The following is a 14975-nucleotide window of genomic DNA, read 5'->3' on the forward strand; positions in this document are numbered from 1 at the left end:
AAGGGATAGGCCATCTCCGCGACCTGGGGAAACCATGGCGTTGCTCCAGGCGCATGGCACCCATGACGAGCCCGGCGGACAGGCCGGGCTTTTTGCTATTTCCTTCCTGTCATAGACGTGTTACCAGCCCTCGCCAACTTCCAAGCAATCCCATGCACACCGCCGGGGCGGACGATTCGTTTCCGGGCCAGGTTGCATTTTCTTAAATGAAGGAATTTGGCCATGGCACGCATCATTGAAACGGCAACCGGCGCGGACGCGCTTACCTTCGACGACGTGCTGCTGCAGCCCGGCCACTCCGAGGTCATGCCCGGCCAGACGAATATCGCGACCCGCATCGCCCGGGACTTCGAGCTCAACATCCCGATCCTGTCTTCGGCCATGGATACCGTCACCGAAAGCCGTCTGGCGATCGCCATGGCCCAGGCCGGCGGCCTCGGCGTCATCCACCGCAACCTGACGCCGGTCGAGCAGGCCGAAGAAGTCCGCCAGGTTAAGAAGTTCGAAAGCGGCATGGTCGTCAACCCGGTCACCATCGGTCCGGAGGCAAAGCTTGCCGAAGCACTCGGCCTGATGAAATCACACGGCATTTCCGGTATCCCGGTCGTCGAGAAGTCGGGCCGCCTCGTCGGCATCCTGACCAACCGCGACGTGCGCTTCGCCTCCGATCCGGAGCAGAAGATCCACGAGCTGATGACCAAGGACAATCTGGTCACCGTCAAGGAGAGCGTCGATCAGCAGGAGGCCAAGCGCCTGCTGCATTCACACCGGATCGAGAAGCTGCTGGTCGTCGATACCGAAGGCCGCTGCGTCGGCCTGATCACCGTCAAGGATATCGAGAAGTCGCAGCTGAACCCGAACGCCTCCAAGGATGCGCAGGGCAGGCTTCGCGCTGCCGCTGCCATTAGCGTCGGCGATGACGGCTTCGAGCGCGCCGAACGGCTGATCGAGGCCGGCGTCGACCTGCTGGTCGTCGATACCGCCCATGGCCATTCGCAGCGTGTGCTGGATGCCGTCACCCGCGTCAAGAAGCTGTCCAACTCGGTGCGCATCATGGCCGGCAATGTCGCCACCTATGACGGTACCCGGGCGCTGATCGATGCCGGTGCCGATGCCGTCAAGGTCGGGATTGGCCCGGGCTCGATCTGCACGACGCGCATCGTCGCCGGCGTCGGCGTTCCCCAGCTTGCCGCCATCATGTCGGCGGTTCAGGCAGCGCAGGCTCAGGACGTGCCCGTCATCGCCGATGGCGGCATCAAATTTTCCGGCGATCTTGCCAAGGCGATCGCCGCCGGCGCTTCCGCCGTCATGATCGGCTCGCTGCTGGCCGGCACCGATGAGAGCCCGGGCGAGGTCTATCTTTACCAGGGCCGTTCCTTCAAAGCCTATCGCGGCATGGGCTCCGTCGGCGCCATGGCCCGCGGTTCCGCCGACCGTTATTTCCAGGCTGAGGTGCGCGACACGCTGAAGCTCGTGCCGGAGGGTATCGAGGGTCAGGTTCCCTACAAGGGACCGGTCTCGGCCGTCGTCCACCAGCTCGCCGGCGGTCTCAAGGCGGCCATGGGTTATGTCGGCGGCAAGGACCTGAAGGATTTCCAAGAGCGGGCGACGTTCGTCCGCATCTCTGGCGCCGGACTTCGCGAAAGCCATGCCCATGACGTGACGATCACCCGCGAGAGCCCGAACTATCCGGGCGCCGGCCTCTGATCATGAAGGCGGGCAGCGGGATTCCCCTTTGGATCGTCGCGCTGCTCGCTGCCCTCTGCCTTGCCGTGCTCGCCTGGACGACCTTTGGCTTCGTCGTTCCCTTCAAGCATGAAACCGGGCAGGCGGTGCTCGATACCTATTTCGCCGGTTACGATGAAGCGGCCGTCTTCCACATGCAGACGCTGCTCGATCAGAACGAGACGGCGGCGAAGCTGCTCCGCGCCATGTATTTCGGGCCGGAACTGATCTTTCCTGCCTTGTTGACGGCGCTGCTGTTTCTCGCCTTGCTCAAGCTTGGCCCTCTCGCTGCGTGGTTCGGACGATCGCATCCGCTCGTCGGCCAGGCGATCTATCTGCTGCCCTTCGTCTACGGCATCGCCGACTACGGCGAGAACATTGCGAGCCTGATCGCCTTCGGCGACAGTCCTTCCGCAGGCCTTGCCGCGCAACTGCTGCCATGGATGACAAGGCTGAAATTCGCGAGCCTCGCCATCTCGTCCATCGTCCTTGTCAGGCTTGCCATCGCCCGTTGGCTGTCGCCAGGCCGGGATTGAGGCGGCGTCAGCTCCTCCTCCGCCAAATCGGATTTGACAGTCTCGCCATCATGAAATCGGCAAGGACCTCGACCTTCGCTGGCCGGCTCCGAGCTGAAGGTGTGACGAAATACAGTGCGCCGGTCGGCAGCGTCCAGTCGGGAAGGATTGGCGTCAACTGGCCATCGACGAGATAGTCATGCGCGAGAAACTCGGGTAGTTCGACGATCCCGAGGCCCCGTAGCGCCATTGGCACCAATGCTTGCGAATTGGTGGCCCTGAGAGAGCCGCTTGGTGAGATGACCTCCTCTTTGCCTTCGCTATTGCGCAGGCGCCAGACATCCTGTCGCGCCCTGTAGGCGTATCCGAGGCAATGGTGAGCCGTTAGCTCGCGGGGATGTTGCGGCAAGCCGTACTGTTTAAGGTATGCGGGTGCCGCGAGAATGAACCGATCCACCGGCGCCAGCCTGCGCGCGACCAATGACGAATCCGGCAGTACCGCGATTCTGAGTGCCGCATCGAAGCCGTCTCCCACGATATCGACGACAGCATCGCTCATGTGCAGGTCGATGGAAATTTCCGGAAAGAGCTGGAAAAAGTCAGGCAGGATCGGGGCCAGCCAGCGTGTCCCGAAGTCCATCGGCGCTGCAAGCCTGATCAGCCCCTTCGGTCGGGTGGCAAGCTCCCGGGCGGCGTCCTCTGCCATTTCGGCCTCGGCATAGATCCGCGCGGCGCTGTCGACCAGTCGCAGGCCGAAATCGGTCAAAGCGAGTTGTCGAGAGGTGCGGTTGAAGAGCCTTGCGCCCAGCCTCTGCTCAAGACGGCTTACGGCCCGCGAAACCGTCGGCACCGACACGCCGAGCGTCTGCGCAGCCCGAACGAAAGAACGCTCCTCGGCGACCTTTGCGAACATCGCCAGTCCCTCGAAATCGGGAAATTTGTTCATTTCATTCCTGAAACAATGGCTTTCAATTCTTTCTATTCCGAAAGGATACCCTCGTCCATATCTCAGCTTCAGTCGAGCTAAAGGAGACGACAATGACACAACGACTGAATGCGAAGATTGCAGTTATCACTGGCGCCACGTCCGGGATCGGCCTTGCCGCAGCGAAGCGCTTCGTGGCTGAGGGCGCACGGGTCTTCATCACCGGCCGCCGCAAGGACGTTCTCGATGCGGCAGTCGCTGAAATCGGCGGCGGGGTTGTGGGGATCCAGGCGGATTCAGCCAACCTCGCTGACCTCGATCGCCTCTATGAGGAGGTGAAGGCTGAGGCCGGGAGAGTTGACGTGCTCTTCGTCAACGCAGGTGGCGGCTCCATGTTGCCCCTCGGCGAAATCACGGAAGAGCAGTATGACGACACATTCGATCGAAACGTGAAGGGGGTTCTCTTTACGGTGCAGAAGGCCTTGCCGCTGCTCTCGCGAGGAGCATCGGTCATCTTGACAGGATCAACAGCAGGCTCGGGCGGCACACCCGCCTTCAGCGTCTACGCCGCATCGAAAGCCGCCTTGCGCAGCTTTGCGCGCAACTGGATCCTCGACCTGAAGGATCGCGGCATTCGGATCAACACGCTCAGTCCTGGCCCGACGGAAACGACCGGACTGGTCGAATTGGCGGGTAAGGATCCAGCCCACCAGCAGGGTTTGCTCGATGCGTTGGCGGCCCAGGTACCAATGGGCAGGGTTGGCCGTGCCGAGGAGGTTGCCGCTGCCGCACTCTTCCTCGCCTCGGATGATTCCAGCTTCGTCACCGGTGCCGAACTCTTCGTCGATGGCGGCAGCGCCCAGGTGTAAAGACAATACCGGCTTTGCGGATGCCAGCGGCAAGCCGCCCCTGGCATCCGCTGAACCTTTCCGCTAATGCTCCTCGCGACATGCGAAAGCGGAAAAGGAAGTGCCGAAATGACCGGCTATGAAATCTTTTGGCCACTCCTTGCCCATGTGGCGCTGGTATACGGTCTTTATGCGCTTCTTGGGCAGCGGCGCGGAAAAATGGTCCGCGCCGGCAGCGTCGCGAAATCGGATTACCGCGAAAATCGCGGCGAGCCGGCCGAAAGCCTCGTCGTCAAGAACTGCCTTGCCAATCAGTTCGAATTGCCCGTGCTGTTCTACGCCTGCTGTATTCTTCTCTATGTCACCGAGGCCGACAATATCGTCGCTGTCGGCCTCGCCTGGCTCTTCGTCGCCCTACGGTACGCCCATGCCGCGGTCCATGTCACCAGCAACGACCTGCGCTACCGCAGCCCGCTCTTTGCCGCCGGATACCTGGTGTTGGGAGCGATGTGGGTCTGGCTCGCCTCATGGATGGCGATGGGCTGAGGACGCGAGGAGCCTCGTCAGGCGCGCCCGAGCGGACGGCATTGTCACTCGTCTCGGGCCGCGGCATGGATATCTCTGCGGCCAAAGAATCCTACAACTATTTCAGGTCTTTCCGCCGCTAATCAATTGGCATGATATGATCTAGAGGCCTGATTTCGCACGGCTTTGCCGGTCGTTAAAATGCGAGCGTTTTCATTTACGACTGATGAAGGCCTGCAATGTCATACCCGCCCGACGCGCTGATTTGGCATGATGCCTGCCCGCGCGAACAATAAGAACGGGAACGACATGGGCGTGGAAAGCATGGATCGGATCGGCTTGCGCAGGAAGCCGAAGCAGGAGCGCAGTATCCAGAGGCTGGACGTCATTCTTGCCGCCGCCGCCAAGATCATTGCCGAAAAGGGCGTCAGCGCCATGCGGATGACGGAACTTGCCGTTGCCGCCAAAGTGCCGATCGGCTCGGTCTACCAGTATTTTCCCGAAAAGGCGGCGATCGTCAAAGCTCTGTTCGACCAACACGCCTCGGCAATCCAGGCGAAGACGGCGGCGATGTTTGCCGACGTGCAGACGCTCGATCAGGCGCTCGACCTCGTCTGCGACATCATCGACTGGTATTACGAGTCCTACCATGATGATCCCGTCTATCTCGGCGTCTGGATGGGAACGGAGACCGACCAGGATCTGCTGCAGCTGAACATCGAACATAGCGGCCGCGTCGCCGGCATCTTTTATGATGCCGTGCGGCGGCTGGCGCCCGAACTTTGCGACGAAGAAATGTATGCGCGCACTTACCTGTTCAGCCACCTGATCGGCGCCGTCATCCGGCTTGTCGCCGTCAGCGACAAGGCCCTGGCGCGACGCATGCTCGATGAGTGGAAACGCGTCATCCGCGCCTCCCTTTTCGCCGCGACCGCGAAGCGCGCCGCCTGAGGGCTGTTACCTCTTACCCCTTACCAGCTCGGCACCATATTGGCGGCCTTCAGCCGTGGATAAAGGCGTGCCTGGGCAGATTTGACATCGGCTTCCAGCGTGTCGTCGACGACGGCAGGCGTGATGTTGTCGAGGCAGGCGGTGATATGCGCGGTGATCGCGTTCATCAGCGAGAGAGAAACCCCCGGCCGCTTCATGATGCCGATCTGCACCGGCGGCAGCGCCGGAAAGCCGTCCGCCTGGCTCAGCACCTTCATGCCGGTCCGCAGCGCCGATTCCGGCATCACCGAGACCGCCATGCCGGCAAGCACGGCAGCGGCAACGACGGTGCAGGACCAGCTGGTGAACAGGATCTGGTGTTCACGCCCCACCGCATCGAGCGCCGAGCAGGCAAGCTGGCGCCATTGGCAATCACGCCGGCCGACGGCAAGCGGTACCGGCGCGTCGTCGCGGATCGGATGGTTGGCCGACCCCACCCAGCAGAGCGGCTCGGTTCTCACCACATCTGACATGCGCTCGCGCGGATTGTGGGTGACGAGCGCGATATCGAGCTCGCCCTTGTGCATGCGCTCGGCCAAGTCCACCGAGGGCTCGCAGACGATGTAGAGCTCGACATTCGGATGCGTCTTGGCGAAGCGGCCGATGATTTCTGGCATGTAGCGGTCGGCATAATCGTCAGGCGTGCCGATGCGCAGCGTGCCCTCCAGCCTGTTGTCGTCGAAGGCGGCGATCGCCTCATTGTTGAGACGGATAATGCGCCGGGCATAGTTGAGCAGTTTTTCACCCTCGACCGTCAGCCGGTTGCCGCGTCCGTCCTTGATGAACAGCTGCTTGCCGATGCGCTCTTCGAGACGGCGCATCTGCATGGAAACGGCCGATTGGGTCTTGTAGACCCTGTCGGCGGCCTTGGTGAAGCTGCCGGAATCGACGATGGCGATGAAAGTCTGCAACTGGTCGAGATCAAGAGGCGCGGACATTGTGTCACCCATAAAGATAGCTGATGATAATCATTAGAAACATTCGTTGGACTGATCAATAGCTCTTTGGCATCTTCGGGATGCAAATCAAGCAAAGTGAAGGACAGACGCCCTGCCTGTCCAAGCAGAATTCAGCCTTATCCCTTCCCGCACGACCTCGCGGGAGGGGTGGGTTGTTGCGGCCCTCGAGAAAGGAGAGTTCGATGCTTATGACAAACCGGACAACAGAACTCGACTGCGGCAAGCTCGCCCCGACGCTTTTCCAGCGTCTGGTCGCAGGCCTCGCTCCGCTGGTCTCCCTCTTTCGCGGGTTCCGCAATCGCATGGAGATCAACACGCTGCACGATCTGAATGACAGTCAGCTGAGGGATATCGGCCTAAGCAGGGCCGACCTGACCTCTGCGTTCGTGGCATCGACGTTTTTCGAGGACCCGTCGGAACATCTGACGCGCTCGGCGCGCAATCGCTGGCGCCTGCAGCTCTTCCGCTCCTACAACGAATAGGAGCGTCGAGTTTCCCCGCAGGGTGATAGCCAATAGCCCTGCCGCTTGACCCGGAGACCGGCTTTTCCCAAGCCATCTCCGGGTTTTTTTATGCCTTGGTTTCAGGCGGCTTCGGCCGGTAGGTTTCGAAGATCGCTTCCAGGTTTCTCTGGTAGGTCTTCTGCACTTCCAGCCCGCTGTCGAACATGGCGTTCAGGATCTCGGTATAGCTGTCGGCAGTGGCTTTCGCTTCTTCTTTCGGCGCCTCTTCCTTCGGCGCTTCTTGCGTCTTGGCAGCCGGTTGCTTGGCCGCCGCCGGTTGCCCAAGCCCGGCCATCATCTCCTGGAAGGCCTTGGCGAAGGGGTTGTCGAGGAACGGGTTCGGCTGAGGTGCCGGTTCGGCCTTCGGCACCGAAAACATCTGCTGCATCGCCTGCGTGAAGGGATTGTCGAAGATGCTCGGCTGCGCGGCCTTCGGCTTCGGCGCGAAGCCGGTACTCTCAAGCCATTGCTGGATGGTCTCGCCCATCGCCGTATTGACGAAGGGATTGATCGGCGAAGCCATCTGGCCGGTCGTCTGCTTGAAGAGCCCGCCCATCAGCGTATCGGCCAGCACCGGCAGCATCCGCTTGTAGATATCCTGGCCGATGCCGGTCATCTGTGCGGCCTGGGCGGCGACCGCCCGCGAAACCTCTTTCGAGCCGAAAAGCTGGGCAAGGATATTGTTGCCGTCGGAAATGCCCTCCGGCGTGAAGGCCCGGTTCATATCCTCGAAATAGCGCGCATAATTGCCGGAGGAGACGGCCTGCATCAGCCCGACGAAATCATAAGGGTTGCTGGTGCTGCGCTTCAGGCCGGCTGAGAAAGCCGGCATCAGCGCCGCCATCGCCTTGGTCGCCTGTTCCTGCGCGAGGTTGAACTGGCGGGCGATCGCTTCCATCGCCGCGCCGTTCTGCGCCTGCATCATCATGTCGAAGAGTGGCAGCATGGAGGTCCCTTTCCCCGAGTCGTGACGCGTGTCACGCCACTATATCCGGAAAAGGAAATGTGCAAACGGCTTTTTGCTATAAGAACTTAAAGCCGTACCTGCAAACTGCCGGGTGGTTTTCCGAGCTGGCGAAGACCCGGGCAGGCTCAGTATTGATAGTCCTCGAACACCGGTTCGACGGAACCGTTCCACCGGCCGTGATAGAGCGACAGCAGATCCTCGGCGAGCGTCGCCTTCTTGGCGAGCACCTCGTCGAGCGGCGCCAGGAAGATCGTCTCGTCCTGGCCTTCCCGGTTGAGCTCGCCGCGCGCCTTGAGGCCGGCCCTTGAAATGCCGACCACTTCGCGCGCCATGTCGAAGAGCGGGTGTCCGCGAAACTCGGCCTTCAGCCCCTGCGACGGAACGGCATCGCGCAGCGCGCCGATCTCGGCAAAGCTCCAATCCTTTGTCAACTGGTCGGCGGCGTCGAGTGCGGCATCGTCGTAAAGCAGGCCGACCCAGAAGGCCGGCAAGGCACAGATGCGCCGCCACGGGCCGCCGTCGGCGCCGCGCATTTCGAGGAAACGCTTCAGCCGCACGTCGGGGAAGAGCGTCGAAAGATGGTTCGTCCAGTCGCCCATCGTCGGCGCCGGATCGGCGACCTCACCCTTCAGCGCGCCGTTCATGAACTGGCGGAAAGTGACATGGGTACAGTCGTGATAGCGGCCGTCGCGGACGATGAAATACATCGGCACGTCGAGCGCCCATTCGGCATAGTCGCGGAAGCCGAAATCGTCGCGGAAGGTGAAATCGAGCAGGCCCGAGCGCCGGTTGTCGGTGTCGCGCCAGATATCGCCGCGCCAGGAGAGCAGCCCGTTCGGCTTGCCCTCGGTGAAGGGCGAGGATGCAAAGAGGGCGGTCGCCAGCGATTGCAGCTTCATCGAAACGCGCATTTTCTTGCGCATGTCGTCTTCAGAGGAAAAATCGAGATTCACCTGGATCGTACAGGTGCGGTACATCATGTCGAGACCCTGGCTGCCGACCTTCGGCATATAGCGGGTCATGATCTCGTAGCGCGATTTCGGCATCTGCGGGGTTTCCGCATAGGTCCATTTCGGACTGCCGCCGATGCCGAGGAAGCGGATGCCCATCGGCTCGGCGATTTCGCGCAGCGTCGCCAGATGCTGGTTCGATTCCCTGCAGGTTTCGTGGATCGTTTCCAGCGGCGCGCCGGACAGTTCGAACTGGCCGCCGGGCTCGATCGAGATCGCGCCCATGCCGCTCTGCTCGGCCAGGCCGATGATGTTGCCGCCGTCCATGATCGGTTCCCAGCCGCTTTTCGCCTGCAGGCCGGTCAAAAGGGCGGAAATGCTGGCGTCGCCGAAATAGGGAACCGGGCTGTTGTCGGCGCGGAAGAAGGCGAATTTCTCGTGTTCGGTGCCGATCCGAAAGCGCTCCCGCGGCTTGTTGCCGGCGGCGATATAATCGGTCAGATCCTGAACCGAAGAGAGCGGTGTCTGGTCGGTGGTGTCGCGGGCCATGCGGGGTACCTGTATTCAAAAAAGGCGCCCAGGGGGCCGGGCAGCTGGAAGGCTGATTAGGACCCAAGTCACGTATGTTGCAAGTGAAATTCTTTCAATGACGCATCAAAAAAATAACAGCAATTTCCATGTCCACCCGTTTTTCTTGTCAGCTCCAGTCGCCGATCGCTGCCTGCACCACCGCCAGCGCCGCAACGGCTGCCGTATCGGCGCGCAGGATGCGCGGTCCGAGCGGAATGGCGGTGACGAAATCGAGGCTTCGAAGCCGCGCCCGCTCTTCCTCGGAAAAGCCGCCTTCCGGCCCGACGAGCAGCGCGAGGTGCCTTTCCCGGATCGCCGACAGCACCGGCAGCGGGTTTTGCCCGGCATCTCCCTCGTCGCAATAGATGATACGCCGCTCTTTCGGCCAGCGGTCGAGCAGGTCGAGAAGCCGCACCGGCTCGGCCACATCGGGAATGCCGAGAACGCCGCACTGCTCCGCCGCCTCGACGACATTGGCGCGCAGCTTGTCGAGATTGGTGATCTTGCCCTGGACGTGCTGGGTCATGACCGGCTGCAGCAGGCCGGCGCCCATTTCCACGGCCTTCTGCACGAGATAATCCATGCGGCCGACCTTGAGCGGCGCAAAGAGATAATGCAGGTCGCAGGGTGCCGGCTGCGGCCGCGTCTCTTCGATTGCCGTCAGCTGAATGCGTTTGCGGGTGGGGAAGGTGAGGGTCGCCTTCCACTCGCCGTCGCGGCCGTTGAAGAGCAGGACCTCCCCGCCTTCCTCCATCCTCAGCACATTGGCGAGATAGTTGAACTGGTCGGCATTCGCCTCGAGGGCGGCGCCGCTGGAAAGCGGCGCGTCGACGAAAAGCCGTTGCATGCGGAAATTGGCGCGCATTTAAAACTCGCGGGTTTCAGACGAAGAGCGCGAACATAACCCAATAAATCACTGCCGCAAGCGCTGCCGAAACCGGCACCGTGACGATCCAGGCGGCGATGATCGTCATGAAATGCGAGCGGCGCACGAGATAGCGCCGCCGCGTCTCGTGGATGTTCGGATCCTCCGGCTCGTCGATATCGAAGCTCTCGGCCCTGCGCCTGATATAGGCGATGCGGCGCTTCGAATGGCGGGTATACCATTCGCGGAAGAAGCCGACGCCGAAGACGGAGCCGACGGCAATATGGGTGGTGCTGACCGGCAGGCCGAGCCAGGAGGCGACGATGACGGTGAAGGCGGTCGACAGCGCGACGCAATAGGCCCGCATCGGATTGAGCTTGGTGATCTCCTCGCCGACCAGGCGGATGAGGCGCGGCCCGAACAGCAGCAGGCCGACGGAAATGCCGAAGGCGCCGATCAGCATCACCCAGAGCGGCGGATGGCCAACACCGTCACCGCCGCCGATGCCGACCGAGTGGACGATCGCCGAAAGCGGCCCGACCGCGTTCGAAACGTCGTTTGCGCCATGCGCGAAGGACAGCAGCGCCGCCGAGCCGATGAGCGGCAGCCGGAACAGCACCCGCAGCGAACTGTTGCGGTTTTCGAGGTCCCGCGCCTGGGCAAGAACGAGCGGCCGGGCGGCAAGCCAGCTGACCAGCCCGCTGCCGATGCCGATGAGGATGATGGTCAAGGCCGGAAATTTGCCGGTGGGCGACAGCTGCAGCACCATATAGGCCGTGAAGCCGCCGGCCATTACTGCGACCAGCACCGGCACCCAGCGCTGAGCCGCCGCGATCTTGTCGTCGCGGTAAATGATGAGGGTCTTGACGAGATAAAGCAGCCCGGCCGCGATCAGTCCGCCGATCAGCGGCGAGGTCATCCAGCTCGAGGTGATTTCCAGCATCACCTGCCAGTTCACCGGCTCCGGCCCGACGGCTGCGATGCCGGCACCGATCACCGCCCCGACGATCGCATGGGTGGTGGAAACCGGCGCGTTCATCCAGGTGGCGAGATTGATCCAGAGGGCTGCCGCCATCAGCGCCGCCATCATGATCCAGCCGAGCAATGCCTGCGGCACCCGGACGGTGTCGACGATATTCGAGGAAATCGTCCTGACGACTTCGCCGCCGGCGATGGTGGCGCCGAGAACCTCGAAAATCGCGGCGATAACAAGCGCCTGGCCCATCGTCATGGCGCGGGCGCCGACAGCGGCGCCCACATTGTTGGTCACGTCATTGGCACCGATGTTCATCGCCATATAGCCGGCAAGGGCGGCCGCCGCCACGACGAGCACCGCTCCCGGCTGGTCGAACACATAGACACCGGCAAACAACATGGCCAGACCGACGAAGATCAGGCCGAGGCCAGGTGCCACCAGCCGCCGCAGGACATGCTTCGCGGCGTCCTCGGCATGGGTGATCTTGTCGAGATCCTTGTCGAGCGTGCGTTTCGTGAGGACTGTGGGACGTGGCGGCATTCTTTTTCCGAGATATGAAATCTGCTTCTACGCTGCTTTTCTAGCACAGCAAGATGGCAGGATTCATTTCGTCGAAATCTGTTTGGCCGCCGAAATCTGCTTGGCCTCCGGGACCTGTTTGGCCCGTGGGGACGCAAGTCTTTCCGTCATCACCCGCTTGAAGGCGAGCAGCAGGCCACGAAGCTCCGGCTCGCGCACGCGCCCGGCCGCCTCGTCGAACGAGACCCATTCGATGGTGCGTTCGCCCTTTTCCTTGAAGTTCTTCGCCATGTCGGTGACTTCGAGCGCATAGACCTGCACCTTGCAGACCACCTGCACGCCGTCGCGCAGCACTTTCGAATAGCTGTAAGCGCCGAGCGTGTCCTTCTCGACCGCGCCGCGGACGCCGGCCTCCTCAAGGGCTTCCTGTGCGGCGACCTCATGGGCGCATTTGCCCGTCATCGGCCAGCCCTTGGGAATGACCCAGCGGCCGGTATCGCGGCTCGTCATCAAAAGCACCTCGACGTCACCGCTCTTCTTTTTCACCCGGTAGCAGATCGCACCATATTGCTGTCGCGGCGGACGCCGGAACATCAGTTGCACATCGGATGCCAATCGGGCGAGAAGAGTCAATTGTCGGGTCACCTTCCAAGGGGTCGTTAGGAATCACTCATATACGTGTATCACGAAAAGCCTACACAATCCAAAAGAGCGACGGGACGATCCGAACACGATTCGATCGCCGTACATAGGGGAATCGAGGCCGGACAGGTTCGGAAAATCCGTCATGCCCTGTCTCGAATGCGTCACATTGCACAGGTGTACAATATGGCGCGGACTTGCCTTTCGTTCAATGGCAAGATCAAGTGATCCACTATCATTTGTGCTTGTGGTAATCATGCGTCTTCCACCACTCAACGCCATCCGCGCCTTCGAGGCCGTCTGCCGTCACGGCAGCATCCTCAAGGCCGCCGAAGAGCTGAAGGTGGTGCGCGGCGCCGTGCGCCAGCAGATCGCCACGCTGGAGGGCCACTTCGGCCGCAAGCTTTTTGTTCGCGATGGCCGCAGGCTGGTCCCGACCGCAGAGGCGAGCGCTTTCGCCGAAGCATCGGGCGCAGCTTTCGACATTCTGCAACGCGCCGCTTGCGAGCTCTCGGGCACCGGGCCGGGCCGCATCCGGCTCGGCGTACCCTCCGCCTTCGCGGTCTGGTGGCTGATGCCGCGTGTTGCCGACATGCAGGCAAGCCTCGGCGATACGGCGGTCGATATCGTGCCGATGAGCGTCGTCGAACCGCTGCTGATGCACCCGGAACTGGACGCGGTGATCATGGGCGGCGAATACCGGCCGGCCGCCGGCGTGACCGCTGTGCGTTTCATGGAGGATGAGTTCGGTCCGGTCGCAACGCCGGCGCTCGCAGCGACGCTCTCGGAGAGCCCGGCGGCGATGGGCCGACTCACCATGCTTGCGAGCCGCAGCGTTCCGAAACTCTGGGACGAATGGTTTGCCGAAAGCGGCACGCCGCCGGTCGCCTTTTCCCGCGTCCAAGAATTCGAGGATCTGCTGCTGGCGCTCGGTGCCGCCCGCTCCGGGCTCGGCATCGCCCTTGCGCCGCGCGCCTCGATCGAGGACGATCTTCAGCGCGGGCAGCTGGTCGCGCCCTATGGTTTCATCGCCCGGCCGTCCGGCTACAGCCTCTGCTGCCGCACGCCGGACGCAAAACGTCCGGCTTTCTCAGCTTTGTCCGGCTGGCTGCGCCGCTGCGGGAGGCCGAGCTGAAAGGGCAGATTTTCTGCCCTTTCGCCAGAATAACCTCCATATTCGCCGCCCTGTCGCTTCGCTAAAATTGTTCGAGTATCGGCAACAGGGATGAAGTGATGGAAAAGACCGCGACGCGCATCGACTGGATCGGCGGCAGCTGCCGGCTGCTGAAGGCAACCGCAGCCGAATTCGAGCGAACGCGGCCCTTCGCGGGCCTGTCGATCGGCACCGGCATCCATCTGGAGCCGAAAACGGTGGCGCTCTTGATGACGCTTCGCGCCGGCGGGGCGCGTCTCGTCTGCACCGGCAATCTCAACAGCACCCAGCCTTTGACGGTCGAATTTCTGCGTTCGCAGGGTTTTACGGTCTTCGCCACGCAGACGACAGATCCGGCCGCCCATCATCAGAGCCTCGAAGCGGTGATTGCCGAAAGGCCGGACCTGCTGCTCGACAATGGCGGCGATCTTTTCGCCATCGCGGCGGAAAAACCCTATGCCGATCTCCGTGGCGGCACCGAGGAAACCACCTCGGGCCGCACCCGCCTGCTGCAGCTGCGCGAGCGCCTCGCTATGCCGATCCTCGTCATCAACGACAGCCCGATCAAGCAGTTCGCCGAAAACAGGCATGCCGTCGGACAGAGCCTGTTTGAAAGCTATTTGCGCTTCACCAACCGCTCGACCAACGGCAAACGTGTGACGGTGTTCGGCTACGGCGCCTGCGGCAAGGGCACGGCCGCCTGTTTTCGCAACGCTTTTTCCACCGTCAGCGTCGTCGATATCGATGCCGTGACGACACTCGAAGCCCATCTCGATGGTTTCGCCACGCCGCTGCGCGAGGCGGCAATCCGCTCGGCCGATATAATCGTCACCGTCACCGGGTTTGCCGGCATCGTCACCGCAGGCGACCTGCCGCTCGTCAAGGACGGCGCGATCCTGATGAATGGCGGCCATTTCCCCCATGAGATCGATGTCGAAGCCTTCCGCCGCCATCCCGACGTCATCGGCATCGATCGCTACGAGGCCGATCATATCGAGACTTTCCATCTGAGGGACGGCCGCGCTTTCCATGTGCTGGGCGGTGGCCACATGGCCAATCTCGCCGGCCCGCGGCCGCTCGGCAACACGGTCGAATCGATGGATCTCGGCTTCACCCTGCAGGCCCGCTGCCTGGAACGCATCGCCAGGGGCGAGGCCGGGCCCGAAGCCTGCGTCGTGCCGGTTCCCGGCGATATCGACGCGATGGTGGCCAATGCTTATCTTGATCTGGCGCGTTGAGGATGATTCCGAAAAATGTGAGTGTTTTCAGACGACAGCACGCGCCACTCTCTGATTTAGCAAAGGATTAGATTTAAGGCCGACCGGGGCCTCAAATCATCCTGT

Annotated in this window: 15 protein-coding genes; 8 read left to right on the forward strand and 7 right to left on the reverse strand. The window is 62.2% G+C overall.

Annotation, left to right across the window (positions count from 1 at the left end):
- Positions 1–222 precede the first annotated feature (222 nt).
- Positions 223–1707: an IMP dehydrogenase gene (guaB, locus tag FHX14_RS22435; RefSeq protein ID WP_003588358.1), complete on the forward strand. Its 1485-nt coding sequence runs from the start codon at positions 223–225 to the stop codon at positions 1705–1707.
- A 2-nt stretch (positions 1708–1709) separates the two neighbouring features.
- Positions 1710–2261, forward strand: a complete 552-nt coding sequence (locus tag FHX14_RS22440; RefSeq protein ID WP_183693729.1) for a hypothetical protein — start codon at positions 1710–1712, stop codon at positions 2259–2261.
- 7 nt (positions 2262–2268) lie between these two features.
- Here the strand turns inward: FHX14_RS22440 and FHX14_RS22445 are convergent, their stop codons facing one another.
- Positions 2269–3186 carry a LysR family transcriptional regulator gene (locus FHX14_RS22445; RefSeq protein WP_184378774.1) on the reverse strand — a complete coding sequence of 306 codons (918 nt, stop codon included), beginning with the start codon at positions 3184–3186 and terminating at the stop codon, positions 2269–2271.
- 92 nt (positions 3187–3278) lie between these two features.
- Here FHX14_RS22445 and FHX14_RS22450 point away from each other — a divergent pair, with 92 nt between their 5' ends.
- The 3 genes from FHX14_RS22450 (at position 3279) to FHX14_RS22460 (ending at position 5489) form a co-directional block, all read left to right on the forward strand.
- Positions 3279–4034 (forward strand): SDR family oxidoreductase, encoded by a 756-nt coding sequence (locus FHX14_RS22450; protein ID WP_183693737.1) that lies wholly within the window; start codon positions 3279–3281, stop codon positions 4032–4034.
- 108 nt (positions 4035–4142) lie between these two features.
- On the forward strand, positions 4143–4559 hold the full coding sequence (locus FHX14_RS22455) for an MAPEG family protein (RefSeq protein WP_184378776.1): 417 nt from the start codon (positions 4143–4145) through the stop codon (positions 4557–4559).
- A 288-nt stretch (positions 4560–4847) separates the two neighbouring features.
- The gene (locus FHX14_RS22460; RefSeq protein ID WP_246713429.1) at positions 4848–5489 is read left to right on the forward strand and encodes a TetR family transcriptional regulator; all 642 of its coding nucleotides are present in this window, start codon (positions 4848–4850) and stop codon (positions 5487–5489) included.
- Between the two features lie 20 nt (positions 5490–5509).
- Here FHX14_RS22460 and FHX14_RS22465 read toward each other — a convergent pair whose 3' ends face one another.
- Complete coding sequence (locus tag FHX14_RS22465) at positions 5510–6466, reverse strand: LysR substrate-binding domain-containing protein (RefSeq protein WP_003588350.1); 957 nt, start codon at positions 6464–6466, stop codon at positions 5510–5512.
- Between the two features lie 203 nt (positions 6467–6669).
- On the opposite strand from FHX14_RS22465, the gene FHX14_RS22470 reads away from it, so the two are divergent.
- A complete protein-coding gene (locus FHX14_RS22470; protein WP_184378778.1) occupies positions 6670–6969 on the forward strand; it encodes a DUF1127 domain-containing protein in 300 nt (99 codons plus the stop codon).
- A gap of 88 nt (positions 6970–7057) precedes the next feature.
- Here FHX14_RS22470 and FHX14_RS22475 read toward each other — a convergent pair whose 3' ends face one another.
- The 5 genes from FHX14_RS22475 to FHX14_RS22495 form a co-directional block, all read right to left on the reverse strand.
- Positions 7058–7936 (reverse strand): DUF937 domain-containing protein, encoded by an 879-nt coding sequence (locus FHX14_RS22475; protein WP_012556689.1) that lies wholly within the window; start codon positions 7934–7936, stop codon positions 7058–7060.
- 146 nt (positions 7937–8082) lie between these two features.
- A complete protein-coding gene (locus tag FHX14_RS22480) occupies positions 8083–9456 on the reverse strand; it encodes a glutamate--cysteine ligase (RefSeq protein WP_184378779.1) in 1374 nt (457 codons plus the stop codon).
- Positions 9457–9604: 148 nt separating this feature from the next.
- Positions 9605–10342, reverse strand: coding sequence for a 16S rRNA (uracil(1498)-N(3))-methyltransferase (locus tag FHX14_RS22485; RefSeq protein ID WP_012556691.1), 738 nt, complete (start codon positions 10340–10342; stop codon positions 9605–9607).
- Between the two features lie 16 nt (positions 10343–10358).
- Positions 10359–11858, reverse strand: coding sequence for an inorganic phosphate transporter (locus FHX14_RS22490; protein ID WP_184378781.1), 1500 nt, complete (start codon positions 11856–11858; stop codon positions 10359–10361).
- Positions 11859–11921: 63 nt separating this feature from the next.
- The gene (locus FHX14_RS22495; protein ID WP_184378783.1) at positions 11922–12470 is read right to left on the reverse strand and encodes an NUDIX hydrolase; all 549 of its coding nucleotides are present in this window, start codon (positions 12468–12470) and stop codon (positions 11922–11924) included.
- 265 nt (positions 12471–12735) lie between these two features.
- Between FHX14_RS22495 and FHX14_RS22500 the strand changes: the two genes are divergently transcribed.
- Together FHX14_RS22500 and FHX14_RS22505 are read left to right on the forward strand one after the other, a co-directional pair.
- On the forward strand, positions 12736–13614 hold the full coding sequence (locus FHX14_RS22500; protein ID WP_184378785.1) for a LysR substrate-binding domain-containing protein: 879 nt from the start codon (positions 12736–12738) through the stop codon (positions 13612–13614).
- A 98-nt stretch (positions 13615–13712) separates the two neighbouring features.
- Entirely contained in the window at positions 13713–14870 is a 1158-nt protein-coding gene (locus FHX14_RS22505) for an adenosylhomocysteinase (RefSeq protein ID WP_184378787.1), read from the forward strand.
- Positions 14871–14975: the final 105 nt, after the last annotated feature.

Source organism: Rhizobium sp. BK619 (assembly GCF_014195245.1).
Taxonomy (GTDB): domain Bacteria; phylum Pseudomonadota; class Alphaproteobacteria; order Rhizobiales; family Rhizobiaceae; genus Rhizobium; species Rhizobium acidisoli.

What these genes read in the sequence shown, in the direction of transcription:
- guaB (WP_003588358.1), top strand. Translation starts at nt 223, where the DNA reads ATGGCACGCATCATTGAAACGGCAACCGGCGCGGACGCGCTTACCTTC.
- FHX14_RS22440 (WP_183693729.1), top strand. Translation starts at nt 1,710, where the DNA reads ATGAAGGCGGGCAGCGGGATTCCCCTTTGGATCGTCGCGCTGCTCGCT.
- FHX14_RS22445 (WP_184378774.1), bottom strand. Translation starts at nt 3,186, where the DNA reads ATGAACAAATTTCCCGATTTCGAGGGACTGGCGATGTTCGCAAAGGTC.
- FHX14_RS22450 (WP_183693737.1), top strand. Translation starts at nt 3,279, where the DNA reads ATGACACAACGACTGAATGCGAAGATTGCAGTTATCACTGGCGCCACG.
- FHX14_RS22455 (WP_184378776.1), top strand. Translation starts at nt 4,143, where the DNA reads ATGACCGGCTATGAAATCTTTTGGCCACTCCTTGCCCATGTGGCGCTG.
- FHX14_RS22460 (WP_246713429.1), top strand. Translation starts at nt 4,848, where the DNA reads ATGGGCGTGGAAAGCATGGATCGGATCGGCTTGCGCAGGAAGCCGAAG.
- FHX14_RS22465 (WP_003588350.1), bottom strand. Translation starts at nt 6,466, where the DNA reads ATGTCCGCGCCTCTTGATCTCGACCAGTTGCAGACTTTCATCGCCATC.
- FHX14_RS22470 (WP_184378778.1), top strand. Translation starts at nt 6,670, where the DNA reads ATGCTTATGACAAACCGGACAACAGAACTCGACTGCGGCAAGCTCGCC.
- FHX14_RS22475 (WP_012556689.1), bottom strand. Translation starts at nt 7,936, where the DNA reads ATGCTGCCACTCTTCGACATGATGATGCAGGCGCAGAACGGCGCGGCG.
- FHX14_RS22480 (WP_184378779.1), bottom strand. Translation starts at nt 9,456, where the DNA reads ATGGCCCGCGACACCACCGACCAGACACCGCTCTCTTCGGTTCAGGAT.
- FHX14_RS22485 (WP_012556691.1), bottom strand. Translation starts at nt 10,342, where the DNA reads ATGCGCGCCAATTTCCGCATGCAACGGCTTTTCGTCGACGCGCCGCTT.
- FHX14_RS22490 (WP_184378781.1), bottom strand. Translation starts at nt 11,858, where the DNA reads ATGCCGCCACGTCCCACAGTCCTCACGAAACGCACGCTCGACAAGGAT.
- FHX14_RS22500 (WP_184378785.1), top strand. Translation starts at nt 12,736, where the DNA reads ATGCGTCTTCCACCACTCAACGCCATCCGCGCCTTCGAGGCCGTCTGC.
- FHX14_RS22505 (WP_184378787.1), top strand. Translation starts at nt 13,713, where the DNA reads ATGGAAAAGACCGCGACGCGCATCGACTGGATCGGCGGCAGCTGCCGG.